Source organism: Sulfolobales archaeon, from assembly GCA_038897115.1.
Classification (GTDB): Archaea; Thermoproteota; Thermoprotei_A; order Sulfolobales; family AG1; genus AG1.
Genome location: JAWAXC010000018.1, coordinates 1 through 22,763 on the forward strand (window position 1 = coordinate 1; position 22,763 = coordinate 22,763).

25 protein-coding genes are annotated in these 22,763 nt (G+C 45.4%); 11 read left to right on the plus strand and 14 right to left on the minus strand.

Annotation, left to right across the window (positions count from 1 at the left end; translation table 11 throughout):
* Positions 1–7: 7 nt before the first annotated feature.
* The gene (locus QXE01_03740; protein ID MEM4970346.1) at positions 8–997 is read right to left on the minus strand and encodes a threonine/serine dehydratase; all 990 of its coding nucleotides are present in this window, start codon (positions 995–997) and stop codon (positions 8–10) included.
* A 107-nt stretch (positions 998–1,104) separates the two neighbouring features.
* Here QXE01_03740 and QXE01_03745 point away from each other — a divergent pair, with 107 nt between their 5' ends.
* The 6 genes from QXE01_03745 (at position 1,105) to rplJ (ending at position 6,214) form a co-directional block, all read left to right on the plus strand.
* Entirely contained in the window at positions 1,105–1,998 is an 894-nt protein-coding gene (locus tag QXE01_03745; GenBank protein ID MEM4970347.1) for a cyclase family protein, read from the plus strand.
* Positions 1,999–2,012: 14 nt separating this feature from the next.
* Positions 2,013–3,626: a hypothetical protein gene (locus QXE01_03750; protein MEM4970348.1), complete on the plus strand. Its 1,614-nt coding sequence runs from the start codon at positions 2,013–2,015 to the stop codon at positions 3,624–3,626.
* Between the two features lie 48 nt (positions 3,627–3,674).
* A complete protein-coding gene (locus QXE01_03755) occupies positions 3,675–3,899 on the plus strand; it encodes a hypothetical protein (GenBank protein MEM4970349.1) in 225 nt (74 codons plus the stop codon).
* Positions 3,900–3,975: 76 nt separating this feature from the next.
* Entirely contained in the window at positions 3,976–4,485 is a 510-nt protein-coding gene (locus tag QXE01_03760) for a 50S ribosomal protein L11 (protein MEM4970350.1), read from the plus strand.
* Positions 4,486–4,496: 11 nt separating this feature from the next.
* Positions 4,497–5,141 (plus strand): 50S ribosomal protein L1, encoded by a 645-nt coding sequence (locus QXE01_03765; GenBank protein MEM4970351.1) that lies wholly within the window; start codon positions 4,497–4,499, stop codon positions 5,139–5,141.
* Positions 5,141–6,214: a 50S ribosomal protein L10 gene (gene rplJ / locus QXE01_03770; GenBank protein ID MEM4970352.1), complete on the plus strand. Its 1,074-nt coding sequence runs from the start codon at positions 5,141–5,143 to the stop codon at positions 6,212–6,214. The genes QXE01_03765 and rplJ overlap by 1 nt, the downstream gene beginning before the upstream one ends.
* A gap of 248 nt (positions 6,215–6,462) precedes the next feature.
* Here the strand turns inward: rplJ and QXE01_03775 are convergent, their stop codons facing one another.
* A complete protein-coding gene (locus tag QXE01_03775) occupies positions 6,463–7,287 on the minus strand; it encodes a CoA ester lyase (GenBank protein MEM4970353.1) in 825 nt (274 codons plus the stop codon).
* A 3-nt stretch (positions 7,288–7,290) separates the two neighbouring features.
* Complete coding sequence (locus QXE01_03780) at positions 7,291–7,794, minus strand: MaoC family dehydratase (protein ID MEM4970354.1); 504 nt, start codon at positions 7,792–7,794, stop codon at positions 7,291–7,293.
* A gap of 337 nt (positions 7,795–8,131) precedes the next feature.
* Here QXE01_03780 and QXE01_03785 point away from each other — a divergent pair, with 337 nt between their 5' ends.
* The gene (locus QXE01_03785) at positions 8,132–8,848 is read left to right on the plus strand and encodes a helix-turn-helix domain-containing protein (protein MEM4970355.1); all 717 of its coding nucleotides are present in this window, start codon (positions 8,132–8,134) and stop codon (positions 8,846–8,848) included.
* A gap of 59 nt (positions 8,849–8,907) precedes the next feature.
* Here QXE01_03785 and QXE01_03790 read toward each other — a convergent pair whose 3' ends face one another.
* From QXE01_03790 to QXE01_03815, 6 genes are all read right to left on the minus strand, one after another.
* Positions 8,908–9,876, minus strand: coding sequence for a branched-chain amino acid ABC transporter permease (locus QXE01_03790; protein ID MEM4970356.1), 969 nt, complete (start codon positions 9,874–9,876; stop codon positions 8,908–8,910).
* Between the two features lie 6 nt (positions 9,877–9,882).
* Complete coding sequence (locus tag QXE01_03795; protein MEM4970357.1) at positions 9,883–10,617, minus strand: ATP-binding cassette domain-containing protein; 735 nt, start codon at positions 10,615–10,617, stop codon at positions 9,883–9,885.
* Positions 10,618–10,620: 3 nt separating this feature from the next.
* Positions 10,621–11,337 carry an ATP-binding cassette domain-containing protein gene (locus QXE01_03800; protein MEM4970358.1) on the minus strand — a complete coding sequence of 239 codons (717 nt, stop codon included), beginning with the start codon at positions 11,335–11,337 and terminating at the stop codon, positions 10,621–10,623.
* A gap of 5 nt (positions 11,338–11,342) precedes the next feature.
* A complete protein-coding gene (locus tag QXE01_03805) occupies positions 11,343–12,242 on the minus strand; it encodes a branched-chain amino acid ABC transporter permease (GenBank protein ID MEM4970359.1) in 900 nt (299 codons plus the stop codon).
* 9 nt (positions 12,243–12,251) lie between these two features.
* The gene (locus QXE01_03810; GenBank protein MEM4970360.1) at positions 12,252–13,550 is read right to left on the minus strand and encodes an amino acid ABC transporter substrate-binding protein; all 1,299 of its coding nucleotides are present in this window, start codon (positions 13,548–13,550) and stop codon (positions 12,252–12,254) included.
* 158 nt (positions 13,551–13,708) lie between these two features.
* Complete coding sequence (locus QXE01_03815) at positions 13,709–14,170, minus strand: HIT family protein (protein ID MEM4970361.1); 462 nt, start codon at positions 14,168–14,170, stop codon at positions 13,709–13,711.
* A 73-nt stretch (positions 14,171–14,243) separates the two neighbouring features.
* On the opposite strand from QXE01_03815, the gene QXE01_03820 reads away from it, so the two are divergent.
* The gene (locus QXE01_03820) at positions 14,244–15,434 is read left to right on the plus strand and encodes an MFS transporter (protein ID MEM4970362.1); all 1,191 of its coding nucleotides are present in this window, start codon (positions 14,244–14,246) and stop codon (positions 15,432–15,434) included.
* A gap of 169 nt (positions 15,435–15,603) precedes the next feature.
* Here QXE01_03820 and QXE01_03825 read toward each other — a convergent pair whose 3' ends face one another.
* Positions 15,604–16,095 (minus strand): class I SAM-dependent methyltransferase, encoded by a 492-nt coding sequence (locus QXE01_03825; GenBank protein ID MEM4970363.1) that lies wholly within the window; start codon positions 16,093–16,095, stop codon positions 15,604–15,606.
* Positions 16,096–16,248: 153 nt separating this feature from the next.
* Between QXE01_03825 and QXE01_03830 the strand changes: the two genes are divergently transcribed.
* Positions 16,249–17,298, plus strand: coding sequence for a histone deacetylase (locus QXE01_03830; GenBank protein MEM4970364.1), 1,050 nt, complete (start codon positions 16,249–16,251; stop codon positions 17,296–17,298).
* A 65-nt stretch (positions 17,299–17,363) separates the two neighbouring features.
* Here the strand turns inward: QXE01_03830 and QXE01_03835 are convergent, their stop codons facing one another.
* Positions 17,364–18,398, minus strand: coding sequence for an SIS domain-containing protein (locus tag QXE01_03835; GenBank protein MEM4970365.1), 1,035 nt, complete (start codon positions 18,396–18,398; stop codon positions 17,364–17,366).
* Between the two features lie 4 nt (positions 18,399–18,402).
* The gene (locus tag QXE01_03840; GenBank protein ID MEM4970366.1) at positions 18,403–18,642 is read right to left on the minus strand and encodes a hypothetical protein; all 240 of its coding nucleotides are present in this window, start codon (positions 18,640–18,642) and stop codon (positions 18,403–18,405) included.
* 130 nt (positions 18,643–18,772) lie between these two features.
* Here QXE01_03840 and QXE01_03845 point away from each other — a divergent pair, with 130 nt between their 5' ends.
* A complete protein-coding gene (locus QXE01_03845) occupies positions 18,773–19,975 on the plus strand; it encodes a lactate utilization protein B (GenBank protein MEM4970367.1) in 1,203 nt (400 codons plus the stop codon).
* Between the two features lie 86 nt (positions 19,976–20,061).
* Entirely contained in the window at positions 20,062–21,300 is a 1,239-nt protein-coding gene (locus QXE01_03850) for a glycosyltransferase family 2 protein (GenBank protein MEM4970368.1), read from the plus strand.
* 136 nt (positions 21,301–21,436) lie between these two features.
* Here QXE01_03850 and QXE01_03855 read toward each other — a convergent pair whose 3' ends face one another.
* Positions 21,437–22,450, minus strand: coding sequence for a lysylphosphatidylglycerol synthase transmembrane domain-containing protein (locus QXE01_03855; protein ID MEM4970369.1), 1,014 nt, complete (start codon positions 22,448–22,450; stop codon positions 21,437–21,439).
* 124 nt (positions 22,451–22,574) lie between these two features.
* On the minus strand, positions 22,575–22,706 hold the full coding sequence (locus QXE01_03860; GenBank protein ID MEM4970370.1) for a hypothetical protein: 132 nt from the start codon (positions 22,704–22,706) through the stop codon (positions 22,575–22,577).
* Positions 22,707–22,763: the final 57 nt, after the last annotated feature.

Sequence of the window (22,763 nt, forward strand, 5' to 3'; positions counted from 1 at the left end):
ATTCCACCTAGCTTGATGAGATCCCCTTGGCATGTGGTGAGCCAGCTAGCCATGATGCTAGCACCTCAGGATCTATGTTTCCACCTGTAATCATAGCTATAACCTTTTTCCTCTGTAGCTTGTCTCTTATTCTATATGTTGCTGCGAGAGATGCTGCTCCAGCCGGCTCAGCTATGATCCCCTCAATCTCTGTTAGTATTTTTATAGCGTTTATCATCTCTTCATCCGATACAAGCACTATATCATCGATCCTATCTCTGAGGATGTTAAATGGAAGCTCATATGCCTTTGAGGTTGCTAGTCCCTCAGCTATGGTGCTAGCCTTTCCTACGCTAACAAGCTTTCCCTGTTTCCATGATAGGTAGAAGCTGGGAGCTCCCTCTGCTTGAACACCGATAACCTTTATACCTGGATCTATGCTTTTAGCCACAACCACAGCTCCGCTAGCACCTGAACCCCCTCCTATGGGGTTCACAATTATATCTACATCTGGGAGATCCTCTATGTTCTCTAGATGCATAGTTGCGACCCCTGGATAGAGCAGGGGTTCGTTGATAGGATGTATATATAGATACCCCTTCTCCTCTGCAAGTTTCTCGGCGTATTCCCTCGCCTCTTCGAATATGGATCCGTGGAATACTATCTCAGCTCCCAGATCTCTTAAGGCCTCAACCTTGGTTCTCGATATCCCGTGTGGCATGACTATTATGGCTCTAGCTCCATATAGTGATGCTGCATATGCCACAGACTGGGCATGGTTGCCCATAGATGCTGTTATAACACCCCTTTTAACTGCTTCATCAGCCCTCATAGCCATATAATGAAGTCCTCCCCTCACCTTAAAAGATCTTGTGATCTGTGTGTTCTCCAGCTTTAGATATATGTCGAAACCAAGGATCCTGGATAGTCTTCGCGAGTATCTCAGAGGCGTTCTAACTATATGCTTAGATATGATCGACCTAGCCCTATATACATCTCTCAATGTGAAGAAAGACAAAATAGATACCCAAATAAGCATCTATATCGCATCTAATAAGGATTTAGACTCTCTATAGGGATTCATGGCTTATAAGCCCTCTATGTGAAAAGGAAATGGTGTTCCCCATGTCGATATACTTTGGTAATTGGAGGCCTAGGCAGGGGAATATTCTTGAGGAATTCTTAGCCGAGATCCAGGCTAGGGGGAAGCCTAGGTTTGACTGGAGCAGATCTATTGATTGGTCTAGAGCTAGGGTCTACGACCTCTCCCAGCCTCTAGGCCCTAATACTCCTCCATTTCCAACCTATCCTCCATTTGAGATCAAATGGATCAAGACTGTGCAGGAGCACGGGGTTAATGCCCAGTATATCCAGACACCATTCCACATTGGAACCCATATGGATGGACCTCTACACTTCGACACAGCCGGGCTTGATATAGCCTCTATACCGATTGAATATTGGATTGGGGAGGGGGTTATAGTTGATATAAGCGATGAGGTAGGGGATCTAGATATATATACCTCGGATATGGTGGAGAGGAAGCTAAAATCATATAACCTATCGCTCAAACCATTTGATATTCTAGTAATACATACAGGCTATAGTAGATATGCTTGGTATAAGTCTGAGGCTAATCCCGTGAGATATATGCTTAAACATCCAGGCCCTATGAAGGAGTTTGCTGACTGGCTTATCAAGAATAAAATTAGATGGACAGCTGTAGACGCTGTGTCACAGGATCACCCTCTCAACACAGTTATTAGAAGGGTTAGACCCGATATCGTGGCTGAGTTTAAGAAGAAATTTGGGAGGGATGTGGATGAGGTGATGCCATGGCCAGAGAATTATCAGCTGATGCACACATATCTCTTTCCAAAGGGTATACTCCATGTTGAGAATGCTGGTGGGGATATAGATAAGGTTCTCAATAGAAGGTGCTTGATAGCAGCATTCCCAGACAAGATAGTCGGTGCTGAGGCATCCTTCTGCAGGCTTGTGGCGATCTGCTCGGACTAGCAGGCGGGATAAGAATGCCGAGGATCGTTAATATAGTTAGGAGAGGGCTTTACAGGGATTCTGTCCAGCTTCTCCATATAAGCGAACAGGTTAGGAGGTTCGAAGGAGTTCTCAATGCTATGATAGCTATGGGGACAAGGCTTAACAAGGAGATCCTTGCTAGAGAGGGTCTCCTATCGCCCGAGGGTATGGATGCTGGTGAGAACGATCTTATTATAGCTCTGAAGATATCTGATCTAGCTGATTTAAACGAGGTTCTCGCAAAAATCGAGGATCTTCTTTCAAAAACCCCTACACAGGATCTAGAGATCTATAGCGATCTAGACCATGCCTTGGAGGTAAACAGAGATATAAATCTAGCCCTAGTATCGGTTCCAGGTCAATATGCTAGAGAGGTTGTTATGAAGCTTCTAGATAGAGGGCTTCACATACATCTCTTCAGCGATCACGTGCCTATAGAGCATGAGGTGGAGATGAAGAGATACGCCGTTGAAAAGGGGCTCCTCCTAATGGGGCCAGAGGCTGGAACATCCATTATATCTGGTGTTGCTATAGCCTTTGCAAACCAGGTTAGAAGAGGGCCTGTGGGTATCATATCAGCATCTGGCACCGGTCTTCAAGAGGTCAGCGTTCTCCTACATAAGATCGGTCTCGGCATATCCCATGGAATCGGTGTTGGGGGTAGGGATCTCAGTAGAGAGGTAGGCGGTATAATGACTCTCTTCTCGATAGACGTGCTGGAGAGGGATGAGATGACAGATGTTATTACCATCATATCTAAACCCCCCTCGCGAGAGGTTATGGAGAGGGTTATAGATAGAATATCACATGGGAGGAAGAGGTATGTAACATGCTTTGTTGGAGGTGGCATAGTAGACCTGGATCCTAGGCTTAGAGGGCGTGTCTCACAGGCGAAGACCCTCCATGGCGCTGTCCTAGAGACTGTGAAGATCTATAGGCCTGATCTATATCGGGGTGCATATAACAGGCTCTGGATAGATGATCACATCTTAGCGGAGATCTCCGAGGCATCGTCAAGGCTTAGAGAGGGGCAGAGATATGTTAGAGGGCTATTCACAGGAGGAACACTGGCATATGAGGCCATGCTGATCCTCAGCGAATATTTGGGGGATATATATTCTAACACCCCACTTAAAGAGGATCAAAAGCTACTAGATCCCTGGAGAAGTGTTGGAAACACGATAGTAGATCTAGGAGGTGAGGAGTTCACAGAGGGTAGGGCACACCCGATGATAGATCCTGGGATAAGGGTTAAGAGGATTGTTGAGGAAGCTAGCGATCCCGAGGTTGCTGTTATTATGTTGGACTTCGTTCTAGGCTACGGCTCACACCCAGATCCAGTTGGTTTTCATGCCGAGGCTATTAGGAGGGCGATGGATATAGCTAGATCCTCGGGCAGGGATCTGGTGATCCTAGCACATGTGGTTGGAACAGATGAAGATCCGCAGGTTGCCTCTGCTCAGGAGAATATGCTTAGAAAGCTAGGGGTTATAGTTCTACCAACAAACGCTACTATGGCGATCTCTGCTGCTATGATCGCTTCTAGAAGGGTTGATCAGAGGCTATTGCTAGACTTCCAGAGGAGATTCATAGAGATGAATCTATAAGATATATGATATGGAGATGTGATTAACAAGAGAACTGGCGGTGATGGGATGAGTCTCGGAGGAGATTCTAGGGTCTCAGAGGGATCTAGAGAGAGCTATAATGTTGATAAGGCGCTACAGCTACTCAGATCTAGACCTAAGGTAATAGGGATCGGGCTGGAGCACTTCTCTAGAGAGCTTAAGAGGCAGGGGGTTAGGGTTATACATGTTAATTGGCAGCCTAGGCCGAGGCTTGAGAAGGATTTAGAGGATATACTATCGAAGATCCTATAGCTATAAGCCTGAAACACTAGATCCAGAAATCTACAGCTTATTAGTTGCCTGTAATGAATATTCACAGAGTGATAAAATGCCGAGGATAAGGGTTGTGAGGGTTCAGGTGGAGGGTGGCAAGGCATCACCGGCACCTCCTCTTGGCCCTACTCTCCAGCAGCTGGGCCTAGATCCTGCGAGGGTTGTCGATGATATTAACAGGGCTACCAAGGATTATCAGGGGCTACAGGTTAGGGTTGATGTGATAGTGGATCTAGATACCATGAAATATGATCTTAGGATCAAGCTTCCAACCACTACAAGCCTTTTGCTGAAGGCGGCTGGTGCTGAGAGCCCCTCCGGAGATCCTGCTCATAAGAAGGTTGGCGATATAAGCCTTGAAAAGGCTATAGAGATAGCTATTCTTAAGAAGCCTGAGCTGAATGCTAAGAGCCTCAAAGCAGCTGTGAAGACTATTCTGGGGACTGCTAGGAGTATTGGGATTACCGTAAATGGTAAGGATCCTAAGGAGGTTCAGGCAGAGATAGATAGGGGGTTATATGATGAGATTATACTTAAATATGAGGATAAGTGGAGATCTCGGTAGGGGTGTTTATAATGCCGTCAAAAGAGATCTTGGTTGAGAGGATCTCAGAGGCTATTAAGCTGGGGAAGGGTAGGGGATTCAAGCAGAGTGTAGAGCTAGTGGTGGTTTTCAAGGGTATAGATCCTAAGTCTCCGAAGGCTAGGTTCAGGGATCCTGTGTATCTTCCGAAGGGTCTCGGCAAGAATCCATATATATGTATTATAGCTGATGGAGATACCCTTATAAAGGCTCGAAACGCCGGTGCCGATCTAGTCCTATCTAGGGAGGAGCTTCAGAAGCTGAGTAAGAAGCAGGCTAAGGCTATAGCCTCTAAGTGTGATTGGATCCTAGTTAGAACAGATCTTATGGGCCTCGCTGGAAGGATCCTCGGGCCTGCCCTCGGCCCTAGGGGGAAGGCCCCAATACCCCTGGATCCAAATGCTGATGTGGCCTCGCTGCTGAAGTACTATAGATCTGTTACTAGGCTGAGAAATAAGGAGCAGCCATTCGTCTCAGGAATCATAGGTACTGAGGATATGAGCCCCGAGGATCTAGCTGAGAATGCTTTAGCCGTTCTAGGCTTTATAGAGGGGAAGATCGAGCAGCCTTTATCAACCGCTGCAAAGAAGATTATTGTGAAGACCACAATGGGCATTCCCGTGGAGGTGCCACCGTGATGAAGGGTAGGACTAGAAGGTTGTTTGAGAAAGCACTAGCAGAGGCTACGAGGGAGAAGCCGGCTAAGATTAGAAGGTCTATTGAGGATAAGAAATCCATCGCTGAGGAGATCAAGAAGATCCTATCTGAGTCTAAGAGTTTCGTAGTAGTATCAGCTACTGGGCTTCCTGGACAGCAGTTCCTCGAGATCAAGAAGAAGATCGAGGCCCAAGGGTTAATTGTGAAGATGATCAAGGGAAAGATATTTGTAAAGGCAGCCGAATCCCTAGGCCTCAAGGGTATTGAGAAGATAGCTCCCCTGGTCTCTACACCAAGCATCTTTATATTCTCAAAAACCCACAATGTGTTTGAACTAGGCGAGATTGTTAAGAACACCAAGGCGTATAGGAAGGCCAAGCCGGGGGATAAGGCTGATGCAGAGATAGTAATACCAGCAGGCCCGACAGGGATACCGCCAGGCCCGATGATAAGCGTATTCGGAAGGCTTAAGATCCCTGTTCAGCCCAGGGGGTCTGAGATCCATGTGATAAGAGATACGGTGGTTGCTAAACCGGGTCAGGAGATAAGCCCAGAGCTTGCATCGCTACTAAACAAGCTTGGTATAACACCATTTATAGTCTCGCCAAAGATCGTTGTGGGATACGAGGATGGCCTGGTAATACCTGCGGAGGCCTTGGTGCTAGATATAGAGGGTGCTAGAAAGATGCTAAGAGAAGCAGCATCCATGGGGATGGCACTAGCAACTGAGATAGTTGTGCCAGAAGCATCTATAGTCGAGGCAGCTATAAGAAAAGCGATTATGAGAGCATCAGCACTATCAACAGAGCTGGGTATAGTAACACCTATTAACGCCCAGCTTGTAATAGCTAGAGCATATGCAAGAGCCCTGGCACTGGCTCAGGAGATCCAGAAACACGTGGATCTAGGTTTAAAAATAGAGATCCAAGCACCTCAGACGCAGCAAGCACAGATAGAGGCTGAGAAGAAAGAGGCGAAAGAGGAGGAGAGGGAGGAGAAGAAAGAGGTTACCGAGGAGGAGCTTGAGCAAGGCCTCTCAGCACTCTTCGGATAAACATCTATAAACATATATAGAATATCGTTTCCCGGCTTCCCTCCTCCCAAGTGGATCGTTGGCACATACTCTATAGCCTTTCTCCTAAATTCACCGTTTTCTTACCCCTCTTGAAAGGCGGGGTTTGCTAATTGTTTTATCACTCTTTAACTATGTAGAGTTGAGTTTTTAAGCTTATAATTTATTCCCAGTGAAGTAGGATCCCAGCGAAAACCCCGGTCTGAAGGGCGGAGAAGGGGTTATATATTTTATCTCTTTACATGCTGTGGAATCCTTTCAAGTATTCTCTTCGCTATTCTATAGTGGACAGCGTCTATCATCTGATCACCCATTCTAGCTGCCCCCTTCCCCTTCTTAGCCGCTTCTTCGAAGATCTCAACCACTTTTCTAGCCCATTCGATCTCTTCTTTCGAGGGTGTGAAGACCTCATTAGCGATCTCGATCTGCGATGGATGTATAACTGTTTTCCCTACATAGCCTAGCTTCTTAGCCTCTATAGCATCTCTCCTAAAACCCTCTAGATCTTCTATCTTGAAGTAAACCTTATCAATGGCGTCTATGCCATATGTAGAGGCTGTGATCGCAACTAGGCTTCTAATAAATATATTGCCCTCGTAGGAGCTTAGCTCACCCCCAACGCTGAGGGCTAGATCTGCGGGGCCCCATGTTATTGCAGTTATGCCTTCCGACCTAGCTATATCCTCGATCCTTGTGAGACCCTTAGCTGTTTCTATAAGTGGGAAGATGCTTCTCCCAGTTGCTCTGTATATGAAGCTAAGATCCCCCTCCGCCTTCGGGATCATTATGCATGATACTTTATCCCATCTAGAGATATATACGAGGTCTAGGATCCCATCTGGTGTATGTATAGGGTTTATCCTCACACAGATCTCCCTACCCCTCCAATTAAGCTCTTGGAGAAGCTTTGAAAGAAGATCTCTAGCCCTCTCCTTATCTCCAGGAGGCACTGAATCTTCGAGATCGAATATGAAGGAGTCTGCGCCTAGCTCAACAGACTTCCGGATCTTCCTCTCATCATTTCCAGGGACGAAGAGCATGCTCCTCCTTAGCATATCCTATCCCCATCTATATCCCCTTTTAGGAACCATTATAACCCTCTCACACTCGAGCACAAGCTCGTTATTCTGGTTATAAGCCCTTGTCTTGATCCTTACAATGCCGAAGCCAGGCCTGCTCTTAGACTCTCTAGCCTCGATCACCTCGGCCTCTGCATAGATCGTGTCTCCAGCGAAGACAGGCTTGTGGAACCTAACATTCTCGATCCCAAGCATAAACCCTCTGGAAGATAGATGGGTTGTAAGCCCTATAGCAATACCTAGTGTTAGAATACCATTAACAACAAGCCTACCTCTAAACGGCTCCCCTGGATAGCTCCTCTCAACATAGCCCTTATCGAAGTGGATAGGATTCACATTATTTGTTAAAAGGGAGAACCATATGTTATCTACATCGGTAATAGTTCTTCCAATGGGGTTTCTATATTTAAGCCCGGGCTTTAGATCCTCGAAATAGGGGCCTGATAGAACCTCCTCCACGCTCGAGCCATAGTCCCCTAGCATAGAGGCCTCAACACCCAATATAAAAAACCATAATATAATATATATCCACGATCTATGATATCGCCTTTTGATCATAGGAAGATATATGGATGGGAAATAGAACAGAAGATCTAGGTCTCTATATTAGATCTCACGTTGATATCATGATCGATAGTATGAAGCCGACCCCCAGCTTGAGGGGGCAAGGCCTGGAGGTAGCCCACTACTACTGGAAGCTCGTCCTTTAGGGCGAGGGGAGGTCAGAGCTGCCATTACTATATTTTTAGTATTGTTTTTAATATCTAAGCCTTCTATCATTTTTAAGGGTTTTTGGAGACTACTAGTTGGTGCAGTCTGTATGGGCTTTAGAAGCTATCTAGTCTATATGGAGGTGGATCATGGTGGGTGCTGGACAGAGCTGACTAGGTCTAGAGATATATATGCTAGGAACCTCAGAAAAGATCTTAGCTATACGCCAGATTCTTATAAAGCCACATCTATCTTCATCGGAGAGGATATTGGGGTTTTCATCAACGACTTCAGATCTTATAAGAAGATGTTGAGGATGAGGGTTAATAGCTATTCAAGGGGCTATGCTATATTAGATTATGAGATTGTTAAGAGAGATACGATAGCTGAGATGCTTGGGAGAAGCCCGAATATAATAGTGCTTGGCTTCGACATACTAGATGGTGTTGAGAGGTGGAGGCTTCTCGTTACAAGATCTAATAGAGATGCTGTTGGATCTATTAGGGAGGAGGTGGGGAGAATGGGCAACATACTTAAGTTCCAGGTTATGGAGCCCGATCTTGAGAAGATAGTTGAGCAGTATCCAATGCTATCTAAATATGAGGTGGAGGCCCTCGCATATGCATATGCCATGGGATATATAGACTATCCCAGGAGGGCTAGGGCTAGAGATATAGCGAGGATCCTTGGGATAAGCCCTGCAACATTCCTCTACCATCTGAGGAGGGCTGAGAAGAAGCTTGTTGCAAGCTATCTTAAAAAGAATCATTTGAGATACCCATATACTTCGAGATCCAATGGTATAGATATCAGTGGCGAATCCTAGATCGCCTAGATAATAGATGTATAGAGATCCTCGAGATAGATGCTAGGAAACCCGCTCTTCTAGTGTGTAGATGAAGCAAGAGATTTACGGCCTATATATCTCTCTAGAACCTCTGAAATATTCGTTCTGAGATAGAGGGTCACAGCTACTACTATACCCCCTATTATCGTTATATTTAGATATTCCGCTATCCTCGATGTATATTCATATAGGAATATTATTGCTATCGAGGATATTATTGGTCCGAGTATATTTAGATACCCCCCTAAAAGCCCTATTACAAGGGTTAGGAGGGATATGAATGGGTTGAACACACTATCAGGGTTTATATATAGTAGGTAGAATGCCGATATACCCCCACATATGGCTTGCATTGTGGATGTTAATGCAAATATATATGTTGAGTATCTATATGGGTTGATCCCATGGCTTATAGCTAGGATCTTATCCCATCTTATGCTAGAAATCACAATCCTATGCTTAGTAGCCATTAAATAGGAATATATAGCTATATTTACCATGCCTAGCATAGCGAGAAGAGCTATTGAGAGATGATCGCTGATAACGATAGGCACTATCTTCCCAATATGCCCGGTTAGGTTTATCTCGGTATAGTTCATCACTTGCCTAATAGCCTCGAGGATTGCGAGGGTTGCGAAGAAGAAGAATAGCCCTGCTAGCCTGAGGGTTATATAGCCTATGGCTAGTGCTAGGCCTATAGATATTATTGCTGACAGGGCTACACCCATAGCAGGGTTTAAACCATAGAGAAGGGAGTATGTTGTTATATAGGCGCCAACGCCGAAGAAGGCTGCAGATGCGAAGGACGGATATCCCAGGGAGAAGATGATAACCCATGGTATAGAGAGGTTTATATATAGCATAGTATTTCTAATAGTAGCCATAACACCTGCAGGCGCTATAAACCCGATAAGAGAGAGTGCTAGAATTGCTGAAAAGCCTGGGAGAGAGATCCTCAGGATCCTTAGGAGAGGTATCGAGCTTGGAATAGATAGGCGTAGGGTCACGATGAATCACCTCTTAAGCCCAAAATACTTCCTCGCTATATCGCTTGTCAACAGCTCTTCAGGTCTCTGACTGGATACGATCTTCATATCGCTTATTATATAAACAGAATCTATAACCCCTATGTTCCTCACCAGCGGCCAGATACTCTGCTCGGCTATAACGAGGGTTATGCCTCTAGATCTAAGGCCTCTGAAGATCTCGTAAACCATATCTATAGCTTTTGGCGATAAACCAGCTGAGGGCTCGTCAACAAGAAGGATCTCGGCCCTTGTTGAAAGGGCCCTAGCTATCGAGAGGATCTTCTGCTCACCACCACTCAGAGTCCCCGCAAGCTGGTTTCTCCTGCTCTTAAGGAGAGGAAACATATTATAGATCTCCTCTAACACAGATCTTCTATCTGTCCTGGGGATGCCTCCAGCGATCATGCCTATCTTTATATTCTCCTCAACAGTCAGCTCTGGAAAGACCATCTTCTCGCTTGGAATATAGCTCACCCTAGTAGCACCCCTCCCAGAATTCTCCATCATCTCTATGGGGATGCCATTAACTGTTCCTCTGCAGAGGTTTACCGGATATGGGGCTCTCCCGAAAGCTATGTATCTGAGGAGCGAGGTCTTTCCAGAGCCGTTTGGACCTATTAGCGCTACGGAGCTCCCCCTTGTTATTGTGAAGCTCTCTATAGTCTCTGTGGTTGGGCATCCATATATATGTATCGCTATGTCCTTCCCTCTCAGGGACATGGGTTATGCACCTAGATATGCCTTTATAACCTTCTCATCCCTTATCACCTTCTCAGGCTCTCCATCAGCTATTATAGATCCTGCGTTGAGAACCACCAGCCTCTCCACATCCTCAACTAGAGAGCCTATAGCATGTTCAACCCATACTATGGTTGCATTTGACTGGGCTAGATAGGTTTCAAGGATCTCTCTAACCATCCTCTGCTCCCCCTCTGAAAGCCCTGAGAGGAGCTCGTCGACTAGGAGTATCTTTGGCTTCATAGCAATTGCCCTTGCAAGCTCCATAAGTCTGACCTCGTATCTATTCAGCTTAGAAGCCCTTACATAGGCCTTCCTCTCAAGCCCAACCTCTTTTAGATACTCGAGTGCGAGGAGCTCAGCCCTCCAGGGATCTTGCTGATAGCCTATAACCCCTAGCATTACATTCTCAACAACCGTTAGATCCCCTATAATCCTTGGAAACTGATATATGCTTGCAACACCCAGCCTAGCAAGCCTCTCAGAACCTATCCTTCTGATCTCTACACCAGCGATCTCTACATAGCCCTTATCAGGCTTTATATGGCCTCTCAGAATATTTAGAAGTGTTGACTTGCCAGATCCGTTGGGGCCTATTAAACCAACTACCTCGCCACTCGATATCTCTAGATCTATGTTTTCAAGCGCCCTTATCCCGCCAAAGTACTTGCTAACACCTCTCACAGCTATTGCTTTCCCCAAATACCTCACCTCACCACATGGGGCCTTCCCAGGATGCCTGTTGGTCTCACAAGTAATATTAAGAGGAAAAGTATATAGAGGTAGAATAGCTTCAGCCCTGGGGGTAGTAGGTAGCTTATCAAGCTATCCATAGCTGTGTAGGCGATGGCTCCAACCAGGCTTCCAAGAGGGTTTCCCAGCCCACCCAGCGCTGTTATAACGAGTGCTAGTGCCAGGTATTCCAGCCCCATTGATGGGTATATCTGGACTCTCATGCTAATAGCTACCCCGGCTATGAGTGGTAGCACTACAGATAATATTGTTGCAGCCATATACACCCTATCTATGTTCAGCCCTATATCCTCTGCCAGCTGGGGAGCCTGGATCACTCCTCTCAGCGCTATGCCCAGATAGCTTCTATAGAGAAGTATATATGTTGCTATAGTTATTATCATGCCTATCCCTGTTATTAAGAAGAGGTTGATCGGTATCGAGAGGCCTCCTAAAGCTATACCCTGGTCTAGATATGTGTAGCTCACAGCCGTGGGGCTCCATATATAGGCTATAATACCCTGGATAGCCATTGAAAGGCCAAATGTAGCTATTATGCTCTGCTCCTCAATTATACTATGAACTTTGCTCTCGAGGATTTTCTTAAACAAGGTTTTATATAGAATATATCCCGTAGCCCCACCAATGGGGGCTGCGATTAATATGGAGACTATCGGGGGTATTGAGTAGAGTTTATAGAGCCAATAGGCTGTATAGGCCCCCAACATAATTAGATCCCCATATGCGATGTTTATAATCCTTGTTGAGCTGAAGAGGATGTTGAAGCCTAGAGATATAGCTACATAGAGTGGGGCATATATTAGTGGGAAGATTATCAGAGATAGAAGTGTTGAGGGTTCCACCTGTAGAACCATCTAGGATCCCTAGCTCCACTCAGGCTTAGGATACTCATATGGCACTAGCCACGGCGCATTTATAAAAGTTATATTGGGGTATCTCCCAACCGTTATGAAGATGGGCTTTGCCACACCCCCCTGATATTGAACCCATACTAGGAATGGTGGGTCTATAGCCTGGTTTATAAACCTCACATTGCTTAAGGGTCCAAAGGGTATTGTGAAGCTCTCCCTTCTAAGGACATCCTCTATCTTGGTGTAGTTGAGGGATCCTGCTTTCTCTATCGCGGCTTTGAAGATCAAGCAGCTCTTATAGACAAGGCCATGCATATCTGGTATCGGTGCGTAACCATATTTACTGACATATGCGTCCCAGAAGCTCTTCAACACCGGATCCATGTCTGGATACATGTTGGTCCAATATATGATCCCCTCCCTTGTTGCATTATCGAATCTTGTATAGAAATCCCTTGTAGAGGCTCCAGGCCCTGTCATAATAAGCACCTTAGGGTTTATCCTGAGCTCCTTCATCTGTGGAATCACAACGTAGGAATCAGCTCCAAATGTGAGTGCAAGCACTATATCGGGCTTGGCCTCCCACATTCTAGATAGTATTCCTCTAACATCTGTAGCTGTTAGGGGGTAGCTGGCTGTATATACCACCTCTCCTATTCTCTGCTCTTCCAAAACCCTCTTGGTCCATGTAGCCCATCCAACGGTGGAGTCTGTCTCTGCATATATTATCGCTATCCTCCTAAGCTCTGGGTGATCCGATATTATCTTTTTGATAACCGCTGCATACATAGCCCCCACATGCTCGTAGGTCATGTATGTGAGGAATATGTGGGAGCTAACATTCCTGATCCTCTCCTCCGTAGCTATCGTCTGAGTAGCGAGTATGATTGGAATCCCATATTTATTGATCACAGGGATGATGCCCAAGCCTATTCCTGTTCCGAAGGGTGGCCATAGAAAGTCAACCCTATCTTCGGTGACCAGCTTTTCATAGAGAGATCTTGCTTTGCTCGCGTCGGAGGAATCATCATAATATGTTAGGTTAATAGGTAGTCTCTTACCAAGCTCAGCAACATATATGCCTCCCTGGCTATTTATATAATCTGCACAGATTTGGTAGGCCCTCAACTGCTCAGTACCCTGTGCAGAGAGAGGCCCGGATAAAGCTACTGTGAAGCCCACAACTATCCTATCCTTGGAAACTCCCCCAGGACGAGGGGCTAGAGGTCCATATAGATAGGCATATAAGATCACACCAACTATGATAACCACTATAACAGCAATAGCTATGACTATGTTCCGTGACACCATTTTTAACTCCTTCCTGATCATGCTGAGGCCATGTTATAAGTGCTACATAATATCTATTTAATGGTGTTAATCCCTTCTACATATCCAACGACTCCTGTAGAAGGGCGGGGTCTTTTAATTTTGAAAGAATTTGTAGTATATACTTTTTAACCTCTATTCTATTTATTACCCCTTATCATCTCAATGATTTCAGGGTCTCTAAGCGCTTCTCTATATGCCTCAACGATCTTCCTCGCAGTGTCATCCCTGATCTCTGCCCTCGGCTCTATAGACCCTGGATCTCCTAGGCCGTATCTAGGTATTACATGGACGTGGAAGTGGAATATGATTTGCCCTGCTGAGGATCCTGTATTGGTTACTATTCTAAAGCCTGTGGCCCCCATATACTTAATCGATGCTCTCCCGAGTGCCCTTGCAACTATAAAGGATCTCGAGACCAGATGGGGTGGGGTTTTAACCACATCCTCATAGTGTTCTTTAGGCGATACAAGGGCATGTCCATAGCTGAGTGGGTATTTATCTAGGAAGGCTATCACATCTTGATCCTCGTATATCCTCCAAGACTCCTCCTCACCTCTAACTATATCGCAGAACACACATCTATGCATGTGTCGAGACATATTCACACCGCGCCATTGAATATATAGTAGCGAACCTTTATAACCAGGGCTGCTATGCTCTAATGGATTGATTGTGAGACCCATAGCGGGTAACCCTAGGATCTGGAGAGTTGTTGGGCTTGCTCTAGCTATACTATCTTTCTACTCCACACTATTCCTAAGGGTATATTGGGGGCCTCTAGCCCCGTATCTCGAGGCAGAGGGTGTTGAGAGGGAGTTAATAGGCTTGGTTGGCAGCATGTTCTTCGCTGGATATATAGCCTCCCAAATCCCTGGCGGAATGCTTGCAGATAAGAAGGGCCCGGGATATACTATGGGTGTTGGGCTATTAGCTTCGGGATCCTCTAACCTTATACTCGCAATAACAGACTCGGTGTTTTGGCCATATATATCTATAATATCGGGTTTCTTCGCTGGAATGGTTTATGGTCCTTCGATAAAACTGATTAAAGAGCTCTTCCGGGAAGATACGGAGAGAGCTATGGGTATCTATGGTATATCATGGTCGCTCCCATTTTTAACAGCCCCATGGTCTATACCATATATAGCTTCTACATGGGGGGTTGCATATGCCCATGTAGCTTCCTCGCTGGGGGCTATTGCTGTAGGGGTTATAGATATCATAGTGTTGAGGGATGTGGCGCGTGGGAGGAGTAGCGATCTAGAGATCTCCATGATACTAGAGATCCTTAGGAGATATCTCTCTAGAGTAGCGCTATCATCTATAGGGGGATTCCTAGTTCTCTTCTATAACTGGGTTATCGCATATTGGCTATACTACTATATTGTTGTATCTGGCTCTACTACTATAGAGGCATCAACAGCTCTCAGCATATATTCTCTGGTTGGGATCATATCAACACCCTTTGCCGGTGTACTAGCTAAGAGGTTCGGGCTCTACAGATTATTAATAGTGGATCTAATACTCTATAGCGCGTCTGGAGCATGGATCGCTCTTATCCCCACCCCACCTATATTATATCTATTGGCTGGGCTTCTAGGAATGGCTAGATATATAACAACACCTCTCAACTCCTCAATCCTAGCTCTCTCGTTTGAGGAGAGGATCTTGGCCACAGCATCATCGGCTGTTAACATGTTCTGGCAGATCAGCGGTTTAGCGGCACCATATATAACTGCTCTGGGCTTCAGGATGACGAGTCCTAAAATAGTTATGCTATCACTGGCCATGACACCTGTGCTGGCAATTATACCCTATACAATGCTAGCTTTGTTTGTTGGGAAGAGGCATCATAACAATTAGATCTTATAAGAAGGATCTATATCAAACATCTGAAGATATCATGTATATGTAGAGGTATAAATGAAATCCCTATGTATTTGTTTAGCAGCAAGTTCCTCGAAAATATAGATCTGGCTGGATATGTTTCTAGCCCGGCCTATTCAGCGTTGATCCAGGTTATTAACTGTTTCTATGTATCGCTTATACCTATTATATATAGATAATATGTCCCTATTCTAGCTGGTGAAGATACTCTGAGCACCTTAACCTCCTTCCAGCCAGAGATTTCAAAGTCTAGACTGATTATCCTTGTCCCCTTCTTAAGCTCAGCCTTTAACTTGGGTTTTAGGAGGTCGTTCACGCTTCTCAATAGATACATATAGACTACTGTGGCATCGGATATGTTTACCCTGAATATATCGTCCCTCACGAATTTAATCATATGGGCCACCCCCTCTGAGATCGCATTCTCCATCGCCCTCTTCAAGAGCTCTGGGTTTAGCTCTACACATACGGCCTTAGCGCCTCTTTTAGCTGCAGCTATAACTATTCTTCCATCACCACACCCAAGGTCATATAATATATCTCCCTTACCAACCTGTGCGAGGTCCAGGGCTTGTTCTATAAATTCCTCCCTAGTAGGTACCCAGGGAACCTTTATCCCCTCATAATAGCTTGCCAAGCTGTTTCCCTCAAAAAGAGGGATTTAGAGGTAGCTAATAAATTTAGATATATGGTTTCTCGGCATATCCATACATCTAAGGTTAAAAACACTACCCTCTAGAGTCGAGGGTTAATCATATAGCTTTTCACCGAATCTATTGGCGGGGTTTTCATGGTTCTAGAGGTTGAGGTAGTGATTCCAGGGGATCATGCTCTCCATAGACCCTATGATGAGCATCCGGAGAGGCCTGAGAGGATAGACATTGCTTTGAGGGGTATGCATAGTGCTGGGATATCGGCGAGAATTGTAGAGCCTTCCGAGAGGTCTAGAGAGATCCTATATTGGGCCCATGATCCTGAGTATGTGGAGCTTATAGAGAAGCTCTCAAAGTCTAGGAGGTATATAGATAGCGATACATATCTAACACAGCATAGCTTTAGAGTAGCTCTAAAGGCTGCATCTGGGGCTATAGATGCTGCCGAGAAGATCCTATATGGCTCCCGCCTAGGAATCAGCTTTCCAAGACCCCCTGGACATCACGCTGGTAGGGCTGGAAGGGCTATGGGAGCCCCTACACAGGGTTTCTGCCTCTTCAACAATGCTGCCCTAGCATCCCTCAGACTCGTCAACTCTGGCTACTCCCCAGTAGCTATTATCGATATAGATATTCATCATGGAAATGGTACTCAGGAGATCTTCTGGAGGGATCCCAGGGTTATACATATAGATCTTCATGATTCAGCGATATATCCTGGAACAGGGTGGCATGTAGATGTAGGCTCTGGGGAGGGGGCTGGGACGAAGATAAACATACCCCTTATACCTGGAAGCAGGGATCCTGAATATATATACTCGTGGGTCGAGGTTGTAGAGCCGGCGCTCTGGTATTTCAAGCCAAGAGCCCTTATAATCTCAGCTGGCTTTGACGCCCACGAGGGAGAGGTTATGGGGTATGTAAAGCTAAGCACGCAGCTCTATAGATGGCTTGGCCATAGGCTCTGGGATCTCTCTAGAAGGATACCATCGATAGCCGGGGTTGTATTCATACTCGAGGGAGGCTATGGCCCTGGGCTCTATAGGGGTCTTCCAGAGTTTATCCTCGGCCTACTGGGTAGAGCTGCCCCAGAGCTAGATGTAGAGAGTTCTAGGGTTAGGCGCGAGCATATAGATATGATTAGCTCTTTGAAAAGGGTTATCAACACATACCATAGGATCTTCTGAACCAATTTTATCAAATACGGCTAGGAGCTTATACTAAAACCCGCCCTCTGGGGGTGGGGAGGAGGTCAGCTCGATCCGTAATAGCTATACATGATCTCTCGGAAGAGCCTTATCTCAGGAATGTTGGAAGGATCCAGACCTCTATCCATACCCAGGATAGATGTTGCTATACCCGCTACCATGGATATATATAGTGCTTTAGCTATGTAGCTTACACCCTGTGGAGGTGAGATCTCGGCTACCTCGATCTCTGGATATATCTCTGATAACCTTCTAAAGTAGCCCTCAACAGCTAGATCCTCCTCTCTATCCCTATCAACTATATTGATTACAAGGGATCCTCTGCCACTTCTTAGAGATGCTACCTGGTTATGCCCCATCTCAGGGATCTCTATCGGCTCTGAGGGTAGCGATGCGTTCTCGCTTAACTCAGATCTGATTCTATGTATAAGTGGATAGTATGGCTGGGTTGCTGCGATAGCTATTCTCTTACCCTCTAAATAGCTCTTCAAAACCTTATCAGCAATCTCTCTCCCAAGCTCCTCTATATCCTTCCTATCTCTAGCAAGGATCGATGATGCCTCTTTAAGGCTATCCTCTATCCCTAGAGGTGCTCCCAGACATTTGGAGATCTTGGCAATCCCAACCATCATTGTGGGGAGCTCTAGCCTAGGTAGAGATCCTGGGCTAAGCCTATATAGTGGAATGGATCTCTTCACAGCGATCTCAAGAAGCCTCCCACCGCTTGTCACAACACCTATCCCCACCCCCTTTGCAGAGAGACCATCAAAGATCCTTATAGTCTCCATTGTTGTTCCAGAATAGCTCACACATATAGCTACAGCATCCCCAAGATCTAGTCTGGGATCTATATATACACCGCTAACACTCCAGACATGGGGAGGACGCCCGCTATCAACACTATACGCCTCCAAGATCCTCCCAGGAGCGCCTGACCCTCCTATGCCGGCGATCACTATCTTTCCAGTCCTTGCAGCTTTTTGGTAACAGTTCTCAGTCTCTTGGGTGAGGGCTTCTAAGATCTTCTCGGGCCATGATAGATAGATCCTATATAGATCTTTATGCGTTAGGCTAGGCATTTGATCACCTCTTCTCACCCTCACCCTTTTCACTCGATTTAATCAGGCTATATACATATGCAGAGATCTTGAGTATATATAGAGATCCAGAAAGCAGTGTAAAACCTATGAGAGCCGATAGGAGGGAGGATCCCACCATAGCCCTTTCCATATAGCCTAGTGAGAAGATGAGGAATAGAATAGCGAGCACAGCCATGATAAGGGCTAGGATCACATAGACAAGCCATCTGGTGGTTTCTCTCACCACAGCCCCTGATATAATGCTGGTGGAGGATTAATAATCTGGAATATATCTCGATAATTTTAGCTTTTAATGGAAAGAGGGGGATAGGGAGATTTTTATGTTTCTTAACACTATTTCATAGGGCTATGTATTGGGGGCCTTAGAAGATATCATTGATAGGGCTGTTGAGGCTGTTGAGGATCCTGAGCTTAGGAGGCTTTTTAACAAGGTACTGCCTAGCGTGTCTGAGAAGGTCTATGCTATTCTTAAGAGGTATCCATATATTGAGAGGCTTGCAGAGGAGGTCTCGAGGATCAAGAGATATTCTATTGAGAACCTCGAGTCTCTTTTGAAGCAGGCTATGGAGAGTGTTGAGAGGGTTGGGGGTAAGAGCTACTATGCTAGAACAGCTGAGGAGGCTAGGAGGATAATAGGTGAGATCGTTGGTAGGGGTAAGGTTGTGATTAAGGGAAAGTCAATGATCACTGAGGAGATCGGTTTAAACCAATATCTAGAGAGCCTTGGTAACGAGGTTTGGGAGACAGATCTTGGGATGCTGATCCTCCAGGCAGGTGGTGAGAGACCCTCACACCCCGTTATCCCGGCTCTCCACCTATCTAAGGAGAAGGTTGCTAAGTATCTCAGGAAAGGGGCTGGGGTTGATGTTAGCGAGGGTCTAAGCATTGGCGAGATGGTTAAAAGGGTTAGGATCTTTATGAGGGAGAAGTTCATCAAAGCAGATGTAGGCATAACAGGTGCTAATGCATTCGCAGCAGATACAGGGGCTACTGTAACTGTTGAGAATGAGAGCAATAACAGGCTTACCTCGGCTCTCCCGGAGAAGCATATAGTTGTTACATCAATAGACAAGATAGTCCCAACACTTGAGGACGCTATAAAGGTTGCCATGGTCCAGGCTGCATTCGCAGGTCTATACCCGCCTACATATATTAATATCATAGCTGGGCCGAGCTCAACAGCTGATATAGAGTATGAGAGGGTCTATGGAGCCCACGGCCCTCGGGAATACCATGTTGTCTTCATAGATAACCATAGGCTTGAATATTCAAGAGATCCTCTTATCTCAGATATACTTAGATGCATAAGATGTGGTAGATGCGTTATAGAATGCCCCGTATACCAGGCTATAGGCCCTGTATGGGGGTCGGGGGCGTATAACGGGCCTATGGGGGTTGCCTGGCTCTATATAACTGAGGGTCTTGAGAAGGCAGGGCCTCTGAGCATGCTATGTATCCACGCGGGTAACTGTAGAGAGGTATGCCCACTCCATATAGATATTCCAAGCATAATGCAGAGGATTAAAGCTGAGTATGTTAGATCGCTTAGCAAGTGAGGAGAACCTCATTCTCAATATAGCTCAGCATAGATCTATTTTGAGGTATATATCCCGATTACTAGAGATATTTCTAGAGGGTTTTTATGGCTCTCACAGGGATGCTTGAGGCTATAGCATCAATTATGATCCTCGGCCTCTTAGCCCAATCCCTCCAGATCATATATAACTATCGTGGAGCTCTAGAAGATGCTAGACGCCTATCATACTCTCTTAACGGGGGTAGAAAGGGTGTAAAGGGATCTATAGCTATTATCCCATGCAGGCTGGGGGCTTCATCCAGGGATGAGGTTATCTATACAACTAAATCTCTAGGCGATCTGCTATCCTCTAAGGTGGTTGATAAGGCTATAGTTGTTGTAGAGGGAGAGGATCTAGATGTTTTGAATAAACAATATATAGATCTCCTGAGGGATCCAGGTTTAGAGGTATTACAAAGCGATCGAGACGCCTGCAGAACATGCTCAGGTAAGAATAGAGCCCTTATAACTGCCTTTAAAAGGATTGAGTATCTGCCTCGGCATGTGATAATCCTCTTAGACTGTGATGCTTATCACCATCCAAAGGCTGTGGATCTAGCTGTGAGGGGTTCTTCGTCCGAGGGAGCTATAGTTACTGGGTATAGATGGTATATACTCAGAAATATCTATGGAGCTCTCTATAATACTATCTCGTCTCTAGCATTCGAGTATATGGGGATCGAGAGGACTAGGATTGTCTGGGGCGGGCTTGTTGCAATGCCGCACACAGCGATCAATGATCTCAGGCTCATCGAGAGATTCTCTAGCGAGCTTTCAGACGACGCTGTTATAAATATTGAGGCTAGGAGGAGGGGTTATAAAGTTATATTCTGCCCAGCATGTATATCGATCACACCCCCTCCCAAGGGCTTCAAAGCCTTTCTCAGCTGGGCTGTTAGGCAGATGATAATACTAAGACTATATACTCCAAGGGGTTTCAAGCTTCTCCTCTCGGTATATCTTGCAAACACGGCCCTTCTAGTTGTGGCCATCATCGTTATAGCTTCTAGGATGTGGAGCCTCGTAGGAATCCTATTCCTCTTCCTCCTAATAGGCTATATAGCTCTAGGACTTCTCAGGGCTGTCATAGCTATGAGGGTCTATGATCCGGTCTCGATATATGGAGAAGGTATGTGGGGAGGTGAGAGAAATCTGTATAGAGCTATATATGCTATTCTAACAGCATTTAGAGCACCCCTAATACTATCTATATTGATAATGGCTGGAATAGCTAGGAGATTTGTTTGGAGAGGATCTCTATACTGTATAGAGAGGGGCAAGGCCTTTCCATGCCAGGCATCCTAAATCTGTGATCTATAATTATTTATAAGTGGGAGCATCGCCCCTTTGGGTGGGAGGAATTTCGTTCTATATTAGGTATTCATGTTTCAACATCTTCTCTAACCCTTTATCTAATTATCCATATAATCCCAGATATGTCTTAAGTGTTTCTACCTCCTTCTCTATATATTCTCCTAACCTCCCCCACATGTATCCCTATACTCCTTGCCGAGGGGTAGAGTAGGATTAGGAGGGATGTTAGGGAGGATATTCTATATAGCAGCACTATGCTTGTAGAGACATCTGCTGGGAAGCTGAGGAGCTGATATGCTATAGATGCTATTAGATCTGACACGCCTATGGATCCTCCGAAGGATATTGGCAGGATCCACCATAGGATCTGGATTAGGAGTATGGAGAAGACAGCATATAGTATATCCCTCTTTACCCCAAGCGCCATGAAGATCGAGTACATAGAGAGTACGAGGAAGACCCACTCGATCATCGAGATTAGAAGGGCAGCCATACCCCTCCACCTTCCCAGGAGATCCGCTATAGATCTTCTATACATCTCATACATACTATCTAGATTCTGTCCAGTGAATCTCTCGAAATGCTTCTCAAACCTCTTAACAACCCTCTCAAAGATCTTTGTCCTCATAAAGCCAAGGGCTAAGATGTTTGGAGATACTATGAAGGATAGGTATATCGCTATAAGGGTTGTGAAGGTAGCCCTCTCTATAGTTAAAATGCCACTACCAGCATATAGGATAACAGCTGCGACCGCTATAAGGGGTGAGAGGGTTATGCATATCCTGTGGAAAAATATTGTTGATAGTGCTAGAAAGGCATTGATCCCGAGCACTCTAGTAGCTATCAGAAACCTTATAACCTCTGATGCAGCACCCACGGGTACTATATATGATGTGAATAGACTTATAACGGTGGTAGATATAACCCTGGAACTATTTCTAAAACCGCCTCCAAGTAGAATATGCCAGGAAAGGCCATGGAGAGTTATGGATGCTATTAGAAAAACTATGGAGAGGATCAGAAAATGAAGATCTGTCCTCGAGAGAATTGCTAGTAGCTTCCCAACACCTACATATAGATATATATAGAGGATATATGCTGCGCCGCCCACACCGACTATAATCGCTGGGGTTTTCTTCAATAAGTTAACAACCAATATTAATATTTAGGGGATTTATTATATATTGTTAGCGGTTTTATACACATATACAGCTCTATAGATCTCCTATGGTTCATCTCCCCTCTAAATGGCGTTACTTAAGGGTTTAGAGCTTTAGAAGCTCGTGCATAGCATTTGATAGAATTAGCTTAGACAGCTCAACACCTCCATCAACAACCTTCACAACCCTAGATAGGATCTTAAGCTTAAGAGCATCATCAAGGAGATTAATATCCACTATCGCAGCTAGCGAGGATAACCCGGAAGAGTGAAAAAGCAATAGCAAACCACATAG

What these genes read in the sequence shown, in the direction of transcription:
- QXE01_03745 (MEM4970347.1), top strand. Translation starts at nt 1,105, where the DNA reads ATGTCGATATACTTTGGTAATTGGAGGCCTAGGCAGGGGAATATTCTT.
- QXE01_03750 (MEM4970348.1), top strand. Translation starts at nt 2,013, where the DNA reads ATGCCGAGGATCGTTAATATAGTTAGGAGAGGGCTTTACAGGGATTCT.
- QXE01_03755 (MEM4970349.1), top strand. Translation starts at nt 3,675, where the DNA reads ATGAGTCTCGGAGGAGATTCTAGGGTCTCAGAGGGATCTAGAGAGAGC.
- QXE01_03760 (MEM4970350.1), top strand. Translation starts at nt 3,976, where the DNA reads ATGCCGAGGATAAGGGTTGTGAGGGTTCAGGTGGAGGGTGGCAAGGCA.
- QXE01_03765 (MEM4970351.1), top strand. Translation starts at nt 4,497, where the DNA reads ATGCCGTCAAAAGAGATCTTGGTTGAGAGGATCTCAGAGGCTATTAAG.
- rplJ (MEM4970352.1), top strand. Translation starts at nt 5,141, where the DNA reads ATGAAGGGTAGGACTAGAAGGTTGTTTGAGAAAGCACTAGCAGAGGCT.
- QXE01_03775 (MEM4970353.1), bottom strand. Translation starts at nt 7,287, where the DNA reads ATGCTAAGGAGGAGCATGCTCTTCGTCCCTGGAAATGATGAGAGGAAG.
- QXE01_03780 (MEM4970354.1), bottom strand. Translation starts at nt 7,794, where the DNA reads ATGCTAGGGGACTATGGCTCGAGCGTGGAGGAGGTTCTATCAGGCCCC.
- QXE01_03785 (MEM4970355.1), top strand. Translation starts at nt 8,132, where the DNA reads ATGGGCTTTAGAAGCTATCTAGTCTATATGGAGGTGGATCATGGTGGG.
- QXE01_03795 (MEM4970357.1), bottom strand. Translation starts at nt 10,617, where the DNA reads ATGTCCCTGAGAGGGAAGGACATAGCGATACATATATATGGATGCCCA.
- QXE01_03805 (MEM4970359.1), bottom strand. Translation starts at nt 12,242, where the DNA reads ATGGTTCTACAGGTGGAACCCTCAACACTTCTATCTCTGATAATCTTC.
- QXE01_03810 (MEM4970360.1), bottom strand. Translation starts at nt 13,550, where the DNA reads ATGGTGTCACGGAACATAGTCATAGCTATTGCTGTTATAGTGGTTATC.
- QXE01_03815 (MEM4970361.1), bottom strand. Translation starts at nt 14,170, where the DNA reads ATGTCTCGACACATGCATAGATGTGTGTTCTGCGATATAGTTAGAGGT.
- QXE01_03830 (MEM4970364.1), top strand. Translation starts at nt 16,249, where the DNA reads ATGGTTCTAGAGGTTGAGGTAGTGATTCCAGGGGATCATGCTCTCCAT.
- QXE01_03835 (MEM4970365.1), bottom strand. Translation starts at nt 18,398, where the DNA reads ATGCCTAGCCTAACGCATAAAGATCTATATAGGATCTATCTATCATGG.
- QXE01_03850 (MEM4970368.1), top strand. Translation starts at nt 20,062, where the DNA reads ATGGCTCTCACAGGGATGCTTGAGGCTATAGCATCAATTATGATCCTC.